Origin of the sequence: Bradyrhizobium sp. AUGA SZCCT0177, from assembly GCF_018130125.1 — a bacterium.
Taxonomy (GTDB): domain Bacteria; phylum Pseudomonadota; class Alphaproteobacteria; order Rhizobiales; family Xanthobacteraceae; genus Bradyrhizobium.
In genome coordinates this window covers 1-16123 of the sequence record NZ_JAFCMA010000007.1, presented here as the reverse complement: position 1 = coordinate 16123, position 16123 = coordinate 1, and the positions used below count along the sequence as shown (strand labels likewise).

Sequence of the window (16123 nt, the reverse complement as noted above, 5' to 3'; positions counted from 1 at the left end):
TTTGCAGTCCAGCATTCGGGTTGCGGCCCGGGCCCGCCTGCTGCGGGCCCAAAGCCAAAGGTCTGGCCATCAGGATCTGCCGGTCGCCGGTTTTTGCGGCAAGCCCTCATAGGCGGCGACGATCCGCGCCACCAGTTCATGGCGGATGACGTCCTCGGCGGTGAACTTCACCTGCGCGATCCCCTCGACGCCATCGAGCAGCTTGACGGCCTCGGCAAGTCCCGAGGTCTGGCCATTCGGCAGGTCGACCTGCGAGGGATCGCCGGTGATGATCATGCGGCTGTTCTCGCCAAGCCGGGTCAAAAACATCTTCATCTGCATCGAGGTGGTGTTCTGCGCCTCGTCCAGGATGATGACGGCGTTGGTCAGCGTGCGGCCGCGCATGAAGGCGAGCGGCGCGATCTCGATTTCGCCGCCCTGCAGCGCGCGTTCCACCACCCGCGCGTCCATCAGGTCGTACAACGCGTCGTAGATCGGCCGCAGATAGGGATCGACTTTTTCGCGGAGGTCGCCGGGCAGGAAGCCGAGCCGTTCGCCGGCTTCGACCGCGGGTCGCGTCAGGATGATGCGATCGACTTCCTTGCGCTCGAACAATTGCGCGGCATGCGCCACCGCAAGCCAGGTCTTGCCGGTGCCGGCCGGGCCGACGCCGAACACCATCTCGCTGCGTTTCAGTGCGCGGATGTAGGAATCCTGCGCGGCGGTGCGCGCCCGCACCGGGCGCTTGCGCAGATTGATGGTCTCGAACGCGGTCTTGGCGGCCTTGGGATCGAATTCGAACAGCGATCCCTGCGCGATCACGGCGCGGATGGCGCCTTCGACGTCGCCCTGCGCCAGATCCTGTCCCTGCACCGCCTGGGCGTAGAGCGTCTCGAGCACGCGCCGCGCCGCGTCGCAGCCGTCGCGCGATCCGGCGATGGTGATGTGATTGCCGCGCGAATCCACGACGACGCCGAGACGGCGCTCGATCAGCGCGAGATTTTGGCCGTAAGGGCCGACCAGCGCGGAAGCGGCACGGTTGTCGTCGAAGTCGATGACGACTTGGGTTTCGGGCGGAATTTGCATGTCGCGATCAAATTTGCGGCTGGGAGCAAGCGAAGGTGAATCCGATGCGCTTTTGGGCAAGGGTTCAGGCTCCCGTTGTTATTCGAGAAGAATCGGTCATGGGTGAAAGCGTCGATAAAGAGGGTCGCGCGGAGGCGCCAGCGAGTTCGCCGAGCAGGCTGTAGCGCTCCAGGCTGTCGATGGAGACCGGCACCACTTTTCCGATGATGTCAGGTGATGCCATCACATGCGCGGGCTGCAGATAAGCGGTGCGGCCGACGATCTGGCCGGGGTTGCGGGCCGCGCGTTCGAACAGCACATCGACAGTCTTGCCAATCATGGCCTTGTTGAAGGCCGATTGCTGGCTGTCGATCAATTCCTGAAGCCGCCCCAATCGCTCGTCCATTTCTGCCGCTGACACCGTCTCCCGCATGTCCGCCGCCGGCGTGCCGGGCCGCGGCGAATATTTGAACGAATAAGCCCCAGCGTATCCGATTTGCGTGACAAGCGCGAGGGTGGCGGCAAATTCTCCCTCGGTTTCGCCGGGGAAGCCGACGATAAAATCCGATGAAAATGCAATATCTTGGCGGCTCTCGCGAAATCGGTCGATGACGCGGCGGTAATCATCGGCGGTATGCTTCCGGTTCATGGCAGCCAGAATGCGGTCGGAGCCGGATTGTACCGGCAGATGCACGAACGGCATCAGTTCGGGCAGGTCGCGATGTGCCTCCAGAAGCGAATCATCGACGTCGCGGGGATGGCTGGTCGAATAACGCAGGCGCACGATACCGGGGATTTCGGCGAGACGAGTGAGCAGCCTGCCAAGCGGCCAGGTCCGTCCGTCCGGACCTTCGCCGTGATAGGCGTTGACGTTCTGCCCGATCAGCGTGATCTCGCGCACGCCATTGTCGGCGAGCCGCATCACGTCGTCGATGATTTTTGCAACTGGCCGGGAGACTTCCGCACCACGCGTGTAAGGCACCACGCAGAAGGTACAGAACTTGTCGCAGCCTTCCTGCACGGTGACGAACGACGAGATGCCGCGCGCGCGGATCGCCGCGGGCTTCGGCGGCGGCAGAAAGCCGAACTTGTCCTCGACCGGGAATTCAGTCTCCAGCGCGCGGCCATGGCTTTTGGCGCGGGCGAGTAGCTGCGGCAGATGATGATAGCTCTGCGGGCCGACCACGACGTCGACGGTCGGCGCGCGGCGGATGATCTCTTCGCCCTCGGCCTGCGCGACGCAGCCGGCGACCGCGATGCGCATCTCGCGTCCCTGGCGCGCGGCTTCATCCTTGGCGACGCGCAAGCGCCCGAGTTCGGAGTAGACCTTTTCGGAAGCCTTCTCGCGGATATGGCAGGTGTTGAGGATGACGAGATCCGCATCCTCGGCACTGTCGGTCTCGACAAAGCCTTCGCCCGCCAGCGTGTCCACCATGCGCTGCGCATCGTAGACGTTCATCTGGCAGCCATATGACTTGATATGCAGCTTGCGCGGCGGCTTCATGGAACCTGAATGCGGGCTTGGTCGGCGCCCATGCGGCGCCCGCTCTGGGGGTCAATTATAGCCTAAATGGCCGAAAATCCAGCGACTTGCGCCGGTCATTCCGGGCCTAATCGGCCCCAATCCGGGCAATTAGATCGGGCAATTGCCGCATATCGTCGAAAGTGACCGCGGCGCCTGCGGCACGCAGCGTATCTGCGGTGTCCGGACGGCAATGGCTGCCGCCGTGAAACCCGAGCACGGTCATGCCGGCGGCCCAGCCCCCGGTGACGCCGGCCACGCTGTCCTCGATCACGAGGCATCGCGCCGGCGGGACTTTCATCTGCCCCGCCGCGAGCAAAAACAGATCCGGTGCCGGCTTGCCGTTGCGCACCTGCGATCCCGAAAAAATATGCGGGGCAAAGCGCTCGTACAGTTTCACCCGTGACAGGCTCGCGAAAATCTTTTCGTGCACGGCACTGGAGGCGACGCATTTGCGCAGGTCGATGGCGTCGAGCGTCTCGTGAAGATGCGGAATTGGTTCAACAGCCTCCGCGAGCGCTGCAAACAATGTCGTTTGCCGTTCATGCTCGTACGTTTCGGCCAACGGCCGCCCGAGTTCCCGCTCGACTTCGGTGGTTGCATCGAGCGATGTGCGTCCGAGAAATCGCTGATGCACCTGCTCGGCGGTGATCGGATAGCCGTGACGCGTCAGCACCTCGGCATGAACGCGGCACGAGATCACCTCGCTGTCGACCAGCACGCCGTCGCAATCGAAAATGATGAGATCGAAATTGGCGTTCAACGTTTGCACGCGGCCTCATCCTTGGCGATTCATGGAACCGGAGTGCGGGGTTGGTCGGCGCCCATGCGGCGCCCAGTCTGGGGGTCAATTATAGCCTAAATGGCCGAAAATCCAGCTTATTAGCCCCGTCATTCCGGGTCCGCGCTTCGCGCGTCCCGGAATGACCATGTCTAATCGGCCCCAATCCGGGCAATTAGATCAGGCAATTGCCGCATATCGCCGAAAGTGACCGCGGCGCCTGCGTCGCGAAGCAATTCAGCGTGACCTGCGCTGCAATGGCTGCCGCCGTGAAAGCCGAGCACGGTCATCCCGGCGGCCCGGCCACCGGTGACGCCGGCCACGCTGTCCTCGATGACAAGGCATTGGGCCGGCCGGATATTCATCTGCTCGGCAGCGAACAGAAACAGATCCGGGGCAGGCTTGCCGCGCGTGACCTGCGTGGCGGAAAAGATGTTGGGCGCGAGGACGTCGTAGAGCCCCGCGCAGGTGAGGCCATGGCGAATCTTCTCCGGGGTACCGCTCGATGCCACGCATTTCGGAAGATCGATTGCGGCAATCGCTTCGCCGATATGGGGGATTGCTCCCAGCTCGTCAGCATATCGTTGCAGTGCAGCCTGTTTCATCTGCGCTTCGAAATCGTCCGGGAGACTGCAACCCAGTTCGGCCTCGACGGTCAGGCGCGCCTCACGATCGGAGACGCCGAGGAACCGCTGCAGCACCTGATCCGCCGTGATCGGATAGCCGTGGCGCGTCAGCGTCTCCGCATGCGCGCGGCATGAAATGACTTCGCTGTCGACCAGCACGCCGTCGCAATCGAAAATGATGAGCTGTGGAATCTGCATTTTATTTTGACGCGTTTTCTTCACGCGAACCGGTACCCACTTCGCTTGAAAACGCTATGACGACTTATCTTCGTCCAGCGGCACGCAATACAGTTCGAGCCGGTGATCGACCAGTTTGTAGCCGAGCTGGCGGGCGATTTCGGCCTGCAGCTTCTCGATTTCTTCCGAGGTGAATTCGATCACCTTGCCGTCGCGCAGGTTGATCAGGTGATCGTGATGGCTGTCCGGCATCTGCTCGTAGCGCGCCCGGCCCTCGCGGAAATCATGCCGTTCGATGATGCCGGCGTCCTCGAACAGCTTTACGGTGCGGTACACGGTCGAGATCGAGATCTTGTCGTCGACCTCGACGCAGCGCCGGTAGAGTTCCTCGACGTCGGGATGATCCACCGAATCCGCCAGCACCCGCGCGATGACACGGCGCTGCTCGGTCATGCGCATGCCGGTGGCGGCGCAGCGTGCCTCGATACCGGTATTCTTGTGCGCGGGCGGGGATTTCAGAACGGACATGGTGTCTTGGCCTCATGGCGTTTTCGAGCGAAGTGGCTACCGGTTCGCGTGAAGAAAACGCGTCAAAAAACAAAGATCGAGAGCCCGGTTCTGATCTCATCAGAACCGAACTGGCTCTAGCGAGCAGGGCAGGGGTGTTTTGCCACCCCGTGCAGTTTACGACAAGTCACGCCGCATCAGAAGTGCATTCAATTGCTCCCCGCCGGGCTGCTGATAATAGCGCTCGCGGCGCCCAATGACGCCGAATCCGGCCCATTCATACAGCCGCCGCGCCGGTTGATTGTTTTCCTCCACTTCCAGGAAGATGGAACGCACGCCGCGGCCGGCGAGATGGCCAAGGTGGGTCAGCAGCAAATTGCGCGACAGGCCGCGGCCGCGCTCGCCGGCATCGATCGCGATCGACAATATTTCGGCTTCGTCCGCGGCCATGCGCGAGACCGCAAAGCCGATCACCTTGCGCCCTTGCCGGAGACGATGAACCAGCGTGTTGCGTTCGGTCAGCATCGCCTCGAACTCGCCTTCACCCCAGCCACGGTGAAACGAGGCGCCATGCAGCTGCGCCAGCCGCGCCGCGTCGCGCTGGCTGGCCGGTTCGACCACCGGCGTGCCGCCGCGCCACCATTTTGAAATCAGGGATCCCAAGGCTATTGTTACGGCCATTTTCACGGCCATTATGATGCTGGCTGCGAGGCTTGCGGCAACGGGTCCTTTGGCGGCTTGGCGTCGGGCGCGCGCAGATAATAGGGACTGGCCGGCGACATCTCCGGGCTGACGGCGGCGCCCAGCCACGCTACCCAGGTGATGTCGGGCGCCGGCTGTGCGTCGACCCGGAACGGCGGCGGCGCATTGGCCGGCCAGCGATCGGCGAGCATTCTGGCGGCGTTGCCGACCAGGTGCGGCGCGCCGAAGCGGGAGGCGTCGAGTGCTTCCGATATCGGCGCCACTTTCGGCTTGACCAGCGAGCCACCGTCGCCGCTGACAACCTGGAAATACACATGATCGTGGCGCGCATCGATCGCGGAAATGATCGGATGCTCGCTGTTCTCGCCGACGAAAGGCGCCGCGTAGGCGGTCAGCGTCGTCAATCCCACCACCGGCTTGCCGGCCGCCAGCGCAATGCCGCGGGCGGCCGAGAGGCCGACACGCAATCCGGTAAAGCTGCCGGGCCCCTTGGTCACGGCGACACGGTCGAGCGACGTGAACGCGATGCCGGATGCTTTCATCACCCGCGCGATCAGCGGCATCAGGGCTTCGGCGTGGCCGCGCTTCATCGGCTGCGATTCCTGCGCGATGATCTTCGTCGTGTCGGTATCGAGCACGGCCGCAGCGCAGGCATCAAGCGCGGTATCGATGGCTAGGATTAACATGGACGATTGGTAACATTTTTCACGATGAAAGGCGCGGTGTTCTTGCTGTCATGGCCGGGCATAGCCGTCCAGAAGGACGGCGTCGCTTCCACTCGCCATAGCCGTCCGGAAGGACGGCGTCGCTTCCGCTCGCCATAGCCGTCCGGAAGGACGGCGTCGCTTCCGCTCGCCTATGTCCCGGCCATCCACGGCTTTGTCGCAGCTCATAAAATGTGAATGCCCGGGAGGGCCCGGGCATCACGTAGAGACAAATCGCGTATTTTCGACGCCCGGCTTACATCGGCCGGACTTCGACCACGTCCGGCACGAAGTGCTTGAGCAGGTTCTGAATGCCGTGCTGCAGGGTTGCCGTCGAGGACGGGCAGCCGGCGCAGGAGCCCTTCATGTTGAGATAGACGACGCCGTCCTTGAAGCCGCGGAAGGTGATGTCGCCGCCGTCATTGGCGACCGCGGGGCGCACCCGCGTCTCGATCAAATCCTTGATGGTCGCCACCGTGTCGGCGTCGGCCTCGTTGAAGAACTCGTCTTCCTCGTCGAGCGCCTCGTCATTGCCGGCCGTGCCGTCGGCCAGCAGCGGCGCGCCGGACATATAATGTTCCATGATGGCGCCGAGGATTGCCGGCTTGAGATGCTGCCAGTCGCTGTCGTCCTTGGTCACGGTGACGAAATCGGCACCGTAAAACACGCTTTTCACGCCCTGCACGTCGAACAGCCGTTCGGCCAGCGGCGAGCGGGAGGCTGCTTCGCGGTTGGAGAATTCCATCGTGCCGGTGTCGAGCACGGTACGGCCCGGAATGAATTTCAGGGTGGCGGGGTTAGGGGTCGCTTCGGTCTGGATAAACATCTGATTTCTCCGGCGTCGCCGGTTCAAGGCCGGCGCGTGGGTTTCCCTTTAGCAGATGGCGACGGCCAACGCACGATCAAGGGGCGCAGGGCAGCCCTTCCAAGCCCCTATTCCCTTAATTCCGCTCAGGAAAGTGCGTCGATTTCGGCGTCCTTGAGGTCGCCGGAAACGATGGTGACCGGGATCGGGAACGAGCCGGCGGCCTGTGCGATCAGGGCGATCAGCGGGCCGGGGCCTTCGGCGCCCGGATTGGCCGCCAGCACCAGCATCGAGATATCGACGTCCTTGTCGATCACGTCGAGGATCTGTTCGGTCGGATTGCCCTCGCGAATCACCCGTTCCGGCGTGATCGCGGCAATGCCGTTGGCGCGGCCGGAGGCGCGGTCGAGCGCCTCATTGGCAGCGTCCTCGGCTTCGGCGCGCATGATGTCGGCGACCCCCAGCCATTGCTGGTTCTGGTCCTCGATTTCGATGATGCGCAGCATCACCACGCCGCCGCCGACCCGGATCGCCCAGCGGCTGGCATAGTAAACCGCGCGGTCCCACTCCGCGGTGTCGTCAACGATGACAAGACATTTTGGCTTGTGACCCGTCTCGTAGCTTCGTCGCTGGGTGGTCATGCATGTCCCGGTGCTGCGCCAAACCGACGCATGCTGCCACGGCGCAGCCGTGTCAGACAAGCGCCGTTGCAAATCCTGTGATCACGCCGGATACTACCGCTTGCGGATGAAGCCGACGATGTCCTTGGCGGCCTTCATGGTTTCGGCGGCGATCGCCTCGGCGCGCTCGGCGCCGTCGATCAGGATCGAATCGACGTGGCCGGGGTCGGCGACCAGCCGTTTCATTTCCGAGGCGATCGGCGCGAGTTTGGTGACGCAAAGTTCCACCAGCGCGTTTTTGAAGTTGGAGAACTGTCCGCCGCCGAACTCGGCCAGCACCTCGGCTTTGCTGCGGCCCGACAGCCCCGCATAGATGCCGACGAGATTGTCGGCCTCCGGGCGGCCTTCCAGCCCCTTTTCTTCCGACGGCAACGGTTCCGGATCGGTCTTGGCCTTGCGGATCTTCGCCGCGATGGTCTCGGCATCGTCGGTGAGGTTGATCCGCGAATTGTCAGACGAATCCGACTTCGACATTTTCTTGGTGCCGTCGCGCAGGCTCATCACCCGCGTCGCGGGCCCGGTGATCACGGGCTCCGGCAGCGGAAAGAACAATCCGTCGTTGAAGCCATGGCCGCGGATCGAGTCGCCGAAGTCGTTGTTGAACTTCTGCGCGATGTCGCGGGAGAGTTCGAGATGCTGCTTCTGGTCCTCGCCGACAGGCACGTGGGTGGCGCGATACACCAGAATGTCGGCGGCCATCAGCACCGGATAATCGTACAGCCCGACCGAGGCCGCCTCGCGATCCTTGCCGGCCTTGTCCTTGAACTGCGTCATGCGGTTGAGCCAGCCCATCCGCGCCACGCAATTGAAGATCCAGGCGAGCTCGGCATGACCGGTGACCTGGCTCTGGTTGAATACGATATGCTTTTTCGGATCGATGCCGCTGGCGATAAAGGCCGCGGTCACCTCGCGGGTGCAGCGCGTCAGTTCGGCCGGACCGCCCCAGACGTCGACCCCTTGCGTGATCGCGTGCATGTCGACGACGCAATAGATGCAGTTGTGCGTTTCCTGCAGCTTCACGAAGTTGACGAACGCGCCGAGGTAATTGCCGAGATGCAGATTGCCCGTCGGCTGGACGCCTGAAAAAACCCGTTCAACCATGGCCATGGTAATGCTTCCTGCGAATTGTCGGTTTGGCGCGCTCGTTTGCCACGCAAGCCTTAGTCGCGCAAGTCGCGGGGCTGGTTCTGCCGGATCGCCTTAACCGCTTGGCGCCAGTCCGTGATGCCGAAAAGCCGCAGAAACAGGCCGTAAATCGCAATACCCGCGATAATCAGGAGGAGCAGGATGATCGCCTGCACCAGGCCGTGGGCATCAGGCGCGAGGGCCGGCGTGAACCGCGTCGCCAGCCACAAGGCCGCGCCCATCGCCAGTGCAGCCGCGAGAATGCCGGGCAGCCGCCGCCGTGCGGCGGCGTCGATCGAAAATCCGAACGTTCCGCCGCCCCTTACGATCAAGCTGAAGGCCGTGCTCCAGGCCCCGATCGCGAGACTGGCGGCGATGCCGCCGGCGCCGAACCAACGGCCGAGCAGGACGGAAAGGACGATGGCAAGGACGACGCCCCAAAGCGTCGCGAGTAGCGGCGTCAGCGTGTCCTCGCGCGCAAAGAACGCCGGCGACAGCGCTTTCACCAGCACATTGGCGGGCAGCCCCAGCGCCAGCCACATCAGCGCACGAGATGTCGCGGTGGTGTCTACTGCGGTGAAGGCGCCGTGTTCGAACAGCATGCGCACGACAGGCTCGCTCAGCACGATCAGCCCCAGCATCGCCGGCAGGGCCAGCCCGACCGCGAGTTCGAGGCCGCGCGATTCCGCATGCGCGACCGCGGCCGGATCGCCGCCGCGCAACGCGCGCGTCATTTCCGGAATCAGGACCGTGCCCATGGCGACGCCGACAATGCCGAGCGGCAGCTCGACCAGGCGGTTGGCGAAATAGAGCCACGACACCGCCGAGGGCGACGACGATGCGACGATCGCACCCGCGACCATCAATAATTGCGGCGTGCTGCTCGCGATCATGCCGGGGATAGCCTTGCCGAGAAAGTCGCGGATTTCCGCATCGAACGAGACCCGAAGCGGCGTTGCGATGTTGCCGCCACGCCGCAGCACCAGAACGGAAAGCTGCAGCAGGCCGGCGACGCCGACGGTGGCGGCGAGGATCTGTGCGGCGAGCACCGCACCCGGCCGCGATGCCAGCAGCACGGCCATGACCGCGATCAACGCGATATTGAACAGCAGCGGCGAGAACGCGGTAAGTGCAAAGCGGCCTTGCGCGTTCAATAGCGCCATCATCACGGTCACCGGCCCGGCAAAGGCGAGGTACGGCAGCATCAGGCGGGCATTGTCGACGGCGAGCTGCAGCGTCTGATGGCCAGAAAACCCCGGCGCCAGCGCCATGATCACCAGCGGCATCAGCAATCCGAGCAGCAGCGTGGCGACGAACAAGGCGGCCGTGACGGTGCCGAGCACGCGGCCCGCATATGCGGCCGCCGCCACAGCACCGCCGGTCTCGCGCACGCGCAGCCATGCCGGCACCAGCGCCGCGTTCAGCCCGCCTTCGGAAAGCAGGCGCCTGATCACGTTGACCAGTTGAAAGGCCGCCAGGAACGCATCCGCGACAGCGCCGGCGCCGAGCAGCGCGGCGACCAGTGAATCGCGCACGAATCCGAGCAGGCGCGAGGCCAGCGTTCCCGTCGATACCGTGAGAAAGGAGCGGATCATGACTGCTCTATAGCAGCGGTTTGCGGTGCTGGCGCTAGCCCCGGCGAACGAAACAAAGCGGACCTGGCGATGCTGTCGCTAAAGTCCTGCCCTGGGCGATCGAAAGCTTTTCGGGCGGATCGCACGCGTGGTTTCGGCGGGGCTCTTTGCAGCCGCCTGCTGCAGCTCGCGTCGAAATTCATCCCGCTTCTCGTGAATGGAGGCAATCACCGGTCCGATCGCCTGCTCCAGTCCGATCAGCGCCGCCTCCGACAGTTGCAGGCTGGCTTCGATGGTCTCGGGCACGGCGTCGGTCACGCCGATCTCGTAAAGGTGGCGTGCATGGTCGGCATCGCGGGCGCGCGAGACGATAACGATATCCGCTCTCAGCGCGCGTACCTGCCGGACGATTTCGTCGATCGCAGCCTTGGCGGCTACCGTTACGATGACCGCCTTTGCGTCCATCACGCCGCAGCTCTTCAGAAATTCCGGGTCTGTCGCGTCACCGTAATAGACCTCGCGCCCGCTCCTGCGGTGGCCCGGGACTGCGTCGGCGTCGTTGTCGACGGCGAGGTAGGTACAGTTGTGCCGGCCCAGCAGAGAGCAGACGACTTCGCCAACCCGGCCGTGCCCGATCACGATGGCATGTCCGGCGCCTCCACTCGGCGCAATGCCCAGTTCCGGATCGAGCGCCTTGAGCTCGCGAAACTTCGGCGCCAGCCGCCGTGCGACCAGGGCCAGCACCGGAATCAGCGCCATCGTGATCGATGTCACCGCCAGGGTGAAGCTCGACACATTGGCGCTGATCAGGCCGAGCGAGGTGGCAAGGCCGATGCCGACGAAGGCGAACTCGCCGCCGGGGCCCAGCAGCAGACCGGTTTCGATCGCCGCATGCCAAGGCAGTCGAAAGGTCCGGGCGAGGCCGGCGAGCAGGATGGCTTTGATGCCGATCAGGCCGATGACGGAGGCAACGAGCCAGAATGGTTCGCGTGCGATTTCGCGCACATCGATATTCATGCCGACGGTAAAGAAAAAGAAGCCAAGCAGCAGTCCCTTGAAAGGGCCGATGGTTGTTTCGATGGCCTTGCGGAATTCCGTCTCGGCGAGCAGCAACCCCGCGATAAAGGCGCCCAGCGCCATGGAAAGGCCGGCCACGGCGGCGGCGACACCGGTCCCGATAATGACGAACAGGGTGGCCGCGACAAACAATTCACTGGCGCCGGTGGCGGCGACCAGCCGGAACAGCGGCCGCAGCAACAGACGTCCGAGGATGACCATCGCGACAACGGCGACGGTGGCATTGACCAGCGCGAGGGCGAGGCTGGCCATGACCGAACTGCTCGAGCCTTTGCCCAGGATGGAGATGAAGACCAGGACCGGAATCACCGCGAGGTCCTGCGCCAGCAGAATGGCGAAGCTGGTTCGGCCTGCCGTGGTGCCAAGCCGGCCTTGGTTGGAAAGGACCTCGATGACGATCGCGGTCGAGGATAACGCAAGGCAGGCGCCGAGGATGATCGATACGGCGGATGGGTTGCCGAAAAGGGCCGCGATGCCGGCGATTACGGCCGTCGTCAGGATGAACTGCAGGCTTCCGAGGCCGAACACCAGCCGGCGCATCGCCTTCAAACGTTCGTAGGTCAGCTCCAGGCCAATCAGAAAGAACAGGAAGACAACGCCGAGTTCGGCGATGCCGGCCACGTTCTTGGCATCGACGACGGTAAGCCAGTACAAGAACGGGAGCGCGTGGATCAGCGAGCCCAGTCCGAGCGGGCCGAGCAGCGCGCCTGCGGCCAGAAAGCCGAGCACGGGGCTAAGCCCAAAGCGGCGCACCATGGGAACGACAATGCCGGCCGTCCCCAGCAGGACGAGCGCGTCGCTATAGGCATCGATGTTGAACTGCGCCGCCACTCATTGCTCCCTGCGCTGGTCCGATGCGCTCGCCGTACTGGATCAAATGGGGTGTGCATGTGCAAGCACCGGCGGGCGTGAAAGCCGGCGGCGATGGCGCTGGGGTCCGGCTTTGAGTCCGTTCGGTGCTTCCAAGCGGACGTCGGCCGGCCCATCTGAAGTTGTATCGTTCGCGACCGGGTGGCTGACCTGATGACGATCCGGACACCGGTGTCCAACAGCATCGATCGTCTTGGGTCTGCCGGTTCCATGCAATCCAGCGCTAACTCATTCGATGGCTGTTCGCCGGAGTGAGTGGTGCGCGCGGAAGCAATGGTGTTAGCCTCGCGGCTAAATGGCTCAGACCGGTGCAGGATATGAGCGTCGTTGCGCGAAATAACGTCCGCGTCCGCGGGACGGGTGAGAAGGCGATGGTGTTCGCCCACGGTTTTGGCTGCGACCAGAACATGTGGCGGTTCGTGGAGCCGACGTTCGCCGGGGACTTCAAGACCGTGCTGTTCGATCACGTCGGCGCGGGCGGCTCAGACCTCAAGGCTTACGACAGATCGAAATATGCCACGCTTGCCGGTTATGCCGACGACGTCGTCGAGATCGGTCGCGAACTCGGCCTGAAGGATGCCGTCTTTGTCGGGCATTCCGTGAGCAGCATGATCGGCGCGCTGGCGGTGCAGAAGGCGCCCGGCATGTTTGGCAAGCTTGTCATGGTCGGGCCTTCCGCCCGGTACATCGACGATGACCATTACGTCGGCGGATTCAGCGAACAGCAGATCGAGGAACTTCTGCAGTTTCTTGATTCCAACCACATGGGATGGTCGGCCCAGATGGCGCCGGCGATCATGGGCAATCCCGATCGCCCTGAACTTGGCGAAGAGCTGACCAACAGCTTTTGCCGAACCGATCCCGAAATCGCCAAGGCGTTCGCCCGCGTCACGTTCAAATCGGACAATCGCGCCGATCTGGCCAAAGTCGATATTCCAACGCTGGTCTTACAATGCAGCGAGGACGTCATCGCCTCAAAGGAGGTTGGAGAGTTTGTTCACCGCGGAATTCCGGGCAGCGAACTCATCATATTGGAGGCGACCGGGCATTGTCCCAATTTGAGCGCTCCTGATGAAGTGATCGCCGCCATGAAGACGTTCGTCTGAGCGGCGCGGTGGACAGTCCCCGCATCGATGATTTCCAGGACATGTTCGACAACGCCCCTTGCGGCTATGTCACGCTGCTGACCAACGGCCGTATCGCGCGGGTGAACCGGACGCTTCTTGGCTGGACCGGCCACACCTCAGATCAAATGATCGGCAAGCCGTTCTCTGGCTTCCTCAACATGGCGGGCCGCATCTACTACGAAACCCACATCGCGCCGCTGTTGCGGATGCAGGGTTTCTTCGACGGGTTCGCCATCGACATGGTGACCGCGGCCGGCGAGCATCTGCAGATGATTGCGAGCGCCACCGATGGCCGGGACGCCGGCGGAAAAACTCTGTTCACGCGGATTGCCCTGATCAAGGCCGTCGATCGAAGGCTATATGAGCGGGGACTTCTGGAAGCGCGCGACACGGCCGCTATGGGCCTTGCGCGCGAGCGCGAGAATTCGGAGTTGCGCGAGCAGTTCATCGCGGTGCTGGGGCATGACCTGCGCAACCCGCTGGCGTCGATCAGCGCCGGCGCGCGCATTCTGGGACGGGATGCAACAACGGAGAAACAGCACCAGATCCTGGCGATGCTGGAGACCACCGTGATGCGGATGGCCGGGCTGATCGACAACGTGCTGGATTTTGCGCGAGGCCGGCTCGGTGGGGGCATTATTCTGGACCGCAATGCCAACGCGCCCGTGGAACAGATGCTGCATCAGGTGATCGATGAACTGCGGCTGTCGTCGCCGGGACGCCAGATCGAAGCCAAGTATGCCATCGACGTTCCCGTGAATTGCGATCGAATCCGGATTGGACAGCTGGTTTCCAATCTGGTCGGAAACGCGCTCAGCCACGGCGCGACCAATGAACCGGTGCGCGTCCGCGCGGTGACGGAGGATGGGCTGTTCAAATTGTCGGTCGCCAATGGCGGGGAGCCAATACCCGAGGCCGCGATGGAGAAGCTGTTTGAGCCATTCTTTCGCGGCGAGGTTCGTGCCAGCCGGCAGGGGCTTGGCCTTGGGCTCCACATCGCGTCGCAGATCGCAAAGGCCCACGAGGGTTCGCTTAACGTGACGTCGACGGCTGAGGAAACCCGCTTCACCTTTGTCATGCCGCTGCGATAGCGCCCTTATGGTGGCAAAGCGGACCTGGCGTGGTGTCCGGCTTGTGTCGGTCCTGCGCGCGAGGCGGACGTCGGCCGGCAATCTGAATCTATCGATTCACGCCATTTATGGGTTCACGCCCTGCGCCGGCCGTGATAGCCCCAGCCCTTCATGATGGCTGCAACAGGACGGTGAGATGGCCGACGCAAAATATGACGTTCTCGGGATCGGCAATGCGATTTTCGACGTGCTGGTGCAGACCGACGATGCCTTTCTCGGCCGCCATGGCATGACCAAGGGCGGCATGGCGCTGATCGACGAGGCGCGCGCCACGGCGATCTACGCCGATATGGGCCCGGCCACCGAAATGTCCGGGGGCTCCGCTGCCAACACCATCGTCGGCATCGCCAATCTCGGCGCGCGTGCGGCCTATGTCGGCAAGGTTCGCGACGACCAGATCGGTGGCCTCTATACCCATGACATCCGCGCCGCCGGTGTCGCGTTCGAAACCAAAGCCGCAAGCGGCGGCCCCGCCACCGGCTGCTCCTACATCCTGGTGACGCCGGACGGCGAGCGCACCATGAACACCTATCTCGGCGCGGCGCAGGAACTCATGCCTGACGATATCGACGCGGCGCAGATCGAAGCGTCCGGCATCATCTATCTCGAAGGCTATCTCTGGGATCCGAAAAACGCCAAGGAAGCCTTCGTCAAGGCCGCGACCATCGCGCATGGCGCCGGCCGTCAGGTCGCACTGACTTTGTCGGATTCGTTCTGCGTCGGCCGCTACCGCGACGAGTTTCTCGACCTGATGCGCAAGGGCACGGTCGACCTCGTGTTCGCCAACGAGGCCGAACTGCAATCCCTGTACGAGACGGCGGATTTCGACGCCGCACTGAAGCAGCTGCGCGCCGACACCAAACTTGGCATCGTCACCCGCAGCGAGAAGGGCTGCGTCGTGGCGTCGAAAGACGGCGTCGTCGCGGTGCCGGCCTTCCCGATTCAAAAACTCGTCGACACCACAGGCGCCGGCGATCTGTTCGCCGCCGGTTTCCTGTTCGGCCTCGTCCGCAACGCCGGTCATGAAAATTCCGGCCGCCTCGGCGCGCTCGCGGCGGCCGAAGTGATCCAGCACATCGGTGCCCGGCCGCAGGTATCGCTGAAGGAACTGGCGAAGAAGAACGGGTTGCCGGTTTAGACTTTCTAGGAGGCCGTGATCTCTCAGCCCGTCATGCCCGGGCTAAAGCGCGAAGCGCGTCTTCGCGCTAGATGACCCGGGCATCCACGTCTTTACTTGCGGCAATGAAGCAACTCGTGGATGGCGGGGACAAGCCCGGCCATGACGAATGGTGAGAGATGCGCTGCCGCCGACATCGTGTTCCGATTTTCAGAATTTTATCTTGACGCCACCCCCGACTCACCGGTTACATCCTCCGCATCCCGTCCCACTCAGAGGGGCGTTGGCCATCGTCACAACGAGGGGCGGGTTGCGGTGGACGCTGATGTTGCGATTGACGGTCGCGGCAAAGGCGTACGGCGAAAGCGTGTGGTCCTGGCGCCCGTAACGGCGTCAAGTCTTTCGGGAGCCAACGCTTCCGAGGGGCGACGGTGGCAATAGAGGCCGTCTCACCGGGGAGAGCGCGTCATAAGTCGTAAAGCCACTGCGCAGGGAATGTCGGATGCTCTCCGCTGCCCTGTATGCTCGTGTGCAGCTTCTTTAGCACAATCGCAC

At 63.4% G+C, this 16123-nt stretch carries 15 protein-coding genes; 3 read left to right on the top strand and 12 right to left on the bottom strand.

Annotated features, from left to right (window positions below; all coding sequences use genetic code 11):
• Positions 1-69: 69 nt before the first annotated feature.
• From JQ597_RS09970 to JQ597_RS09915, 12 genes are all read right to left on the bottom strand, one after another.
• Positions 70-1125 carry a PhoH family protein gene (locus tag JQ597_RS09970; RefSeq protein ID WP_212264026.1) on the bottom strand — a complete coding sequence of 352 codons (1056 nt, stop codon included), beginning with the start codon at positions 1123-1125 and terminating at the stop codon, positions 70-72.
• Positions 1126-1129: 4 nt separating this feature from the next.
• The gene (gene miaB / locus JQ597_RS09965; protein ID WP_212264025.1) at positions 1130-2548 is read right to left on the bottom strand and encodes a tRNA (N6-isopentenyl adenosine(37)-C2)-methylthiotransferase MiaB; all 1419 of its coding nucleotides are present in this window, start codon (positions 2546-2548) and stop codon (positions 1130-1132) included.
• A gap of 106 nt (positions 2549-2654) precedes the next feature.
• Positions 2655-3338, bottom strand: a complete 684-nt coding sequence (locus JQ597_RS09960) for an HAD family hydrolase (RefSeq protein ID WP_312010892.1) — start codon at positions 3336-3338, stop codon at positions 2655-2657.
• A gap of 161 nt (positions 3339-3499) precedes the next feature.
• Complete coding sequence (locus JQ597_RS09955; RefSeq protein ID WP_212264024.1) at positions 3500-4171, bottom strand: HAD family hydrolase; 672 nt, start codon at positions 4169-4171, stop codon at positions 3500-3502.
• A gap of 54 nt (positions 4172-4225) precedes the next feature.
• Positions 4226-4678, bottom strand: coding sequence for a Fur family transcriptional regulator (locus JQ597_RS09950; protein WP_212264023.1), 453 nt, complete (start codon positions 4676-4678; stop codon positions 4226-4228).
• A 156-nt stretch (positions 4679-4834) separates the two neighbouring features.
• Positions 4835-5338, bottom strand: coding sequence for a ribosomal protein S18-alanine N-acetyltransferase (gene rimI / locus JQ597_RS09945; RefSeq protein WP_212264022.1), 504 nt, complete (start codon positions 5336-5338; stop codon positions 4835-4837).
• Positions 5339-5349: 11 nt separating this feature from the next.
• The gene (tsaB, locus tag JQ597_RS09940) at positions 5350-6045 is read right to left on the bottom strand and encodes a tRNA (adenosine(37)-N6)-threonylcarbamoyltransferase complex dimerization subunit type 1 TsaB (RefSeq protein WP_212264021.1); all 696 of its coding nucleotides are present in this window, start codon (positions 6043-6045) and stop codon (positions 5350-5352) included.
• Between the two features lie 274 nt (positions 6046-6319).
• Positions 6320-6889, bottom strand: coding sequence for a NifU family protein (locus JQ597_RS09935; protein WP_212264020.1), 570 nt, complete (start codon positions 6887-6889; stop codon positions 6320-6322).
• Positions 6890-7014: 125 nt separating this feature from the next.
• Positions 7015-7509, bottom strand: coding sequence for a universal stress protein (locus JQ597_RS09930; RefSeq protein WP_212264019.1), 495 nt, complete (start codon positions 7507-7509; stop codon positions 7015-7017).
• Between the two features lie 93 nt (positions 7510-7602).
• Positions 7603-8655, bottom strand: a complete 1053-nt coding sequence (gene trpS / locus JQ597_RS09925; RefSeq protein WP_212264018.1) for a tryptophan--tRNA ligase — start codon at positions 8653-8655, stop codon at positions 7603-7605.
• 53 nt (positions 8656-8708) lie between these two features.
• Positions 8709-10268: a murein biosynthesis integral membrane protein MurJ gene (gene murJ, locus JQ597_RS09920; protein ID WP_212264017.1), complete on the bottom strand. Its 1560-nt coding sequence runs from the start codon at positions 10266-10268 to the stop codon at positions 8709-8711.
• A 78-nt stretch (positions 10269-10346) separates the two neighbouring features.
• Positions 10347-12155: a cation:proton antiporter domain-containing protein gene (locus JQ597_RS09915; protein ID WP_212264016.1), complete on the bottom strand. Its 1809-nt coding sequence runs from the start codon at positions 12153-12155 to the stop codon at positions 10347-10349.
• Positions 12156-12511: 356 nt separating this feature from the next.
• Here JQ597_RS09915 and JQ597_RS09910 point away from each other — a divergent pair, with 356 nt between their 5' ends.
• The 3 genes from JQ597_RS09910 to JQ597_RS09900 all read left to right on the top strand — a co-directional run bounded on the left by JQ597_RS09910 (position 12512) and on the right by JQ597_RS09900 (position 15589).
• Positions 12512-13300, top strand: a complete 789-nt coding sequence (locus JQ597_RS09910; protein ID WP_212264015.1) for an alpha/beta fold hydrolase — start codon at positions 12512-12514, stop codon at positions 13298-13300.
• Positions 13301-13341: 41 nt separating this feature from the next.
• Positions 13342-14412, top strand: a complete 1071-nt coding sequence (locus tag JQ597_RS09905) for a PAS domain-containing sensor histidine kinase (protein ID WP_212264214.1) — start codon at positions 13342-13344, stop codon at positions 14410-14412.
• A gap of 175 nt (positions 14413-14587) precedes the next feature.
• Positions 14588-15589, top strand: a complete 1002-nt coding sequence (locus JQ597_RS09900) for an adenosine kinase (RefSeq protein WP_212264014.1) — start codon at positions 14588-14590, stop codon at positions 15587-15589.
• The last annotated feature ends 534 nt before the right edge of the window (positions 15590-16123 follow it).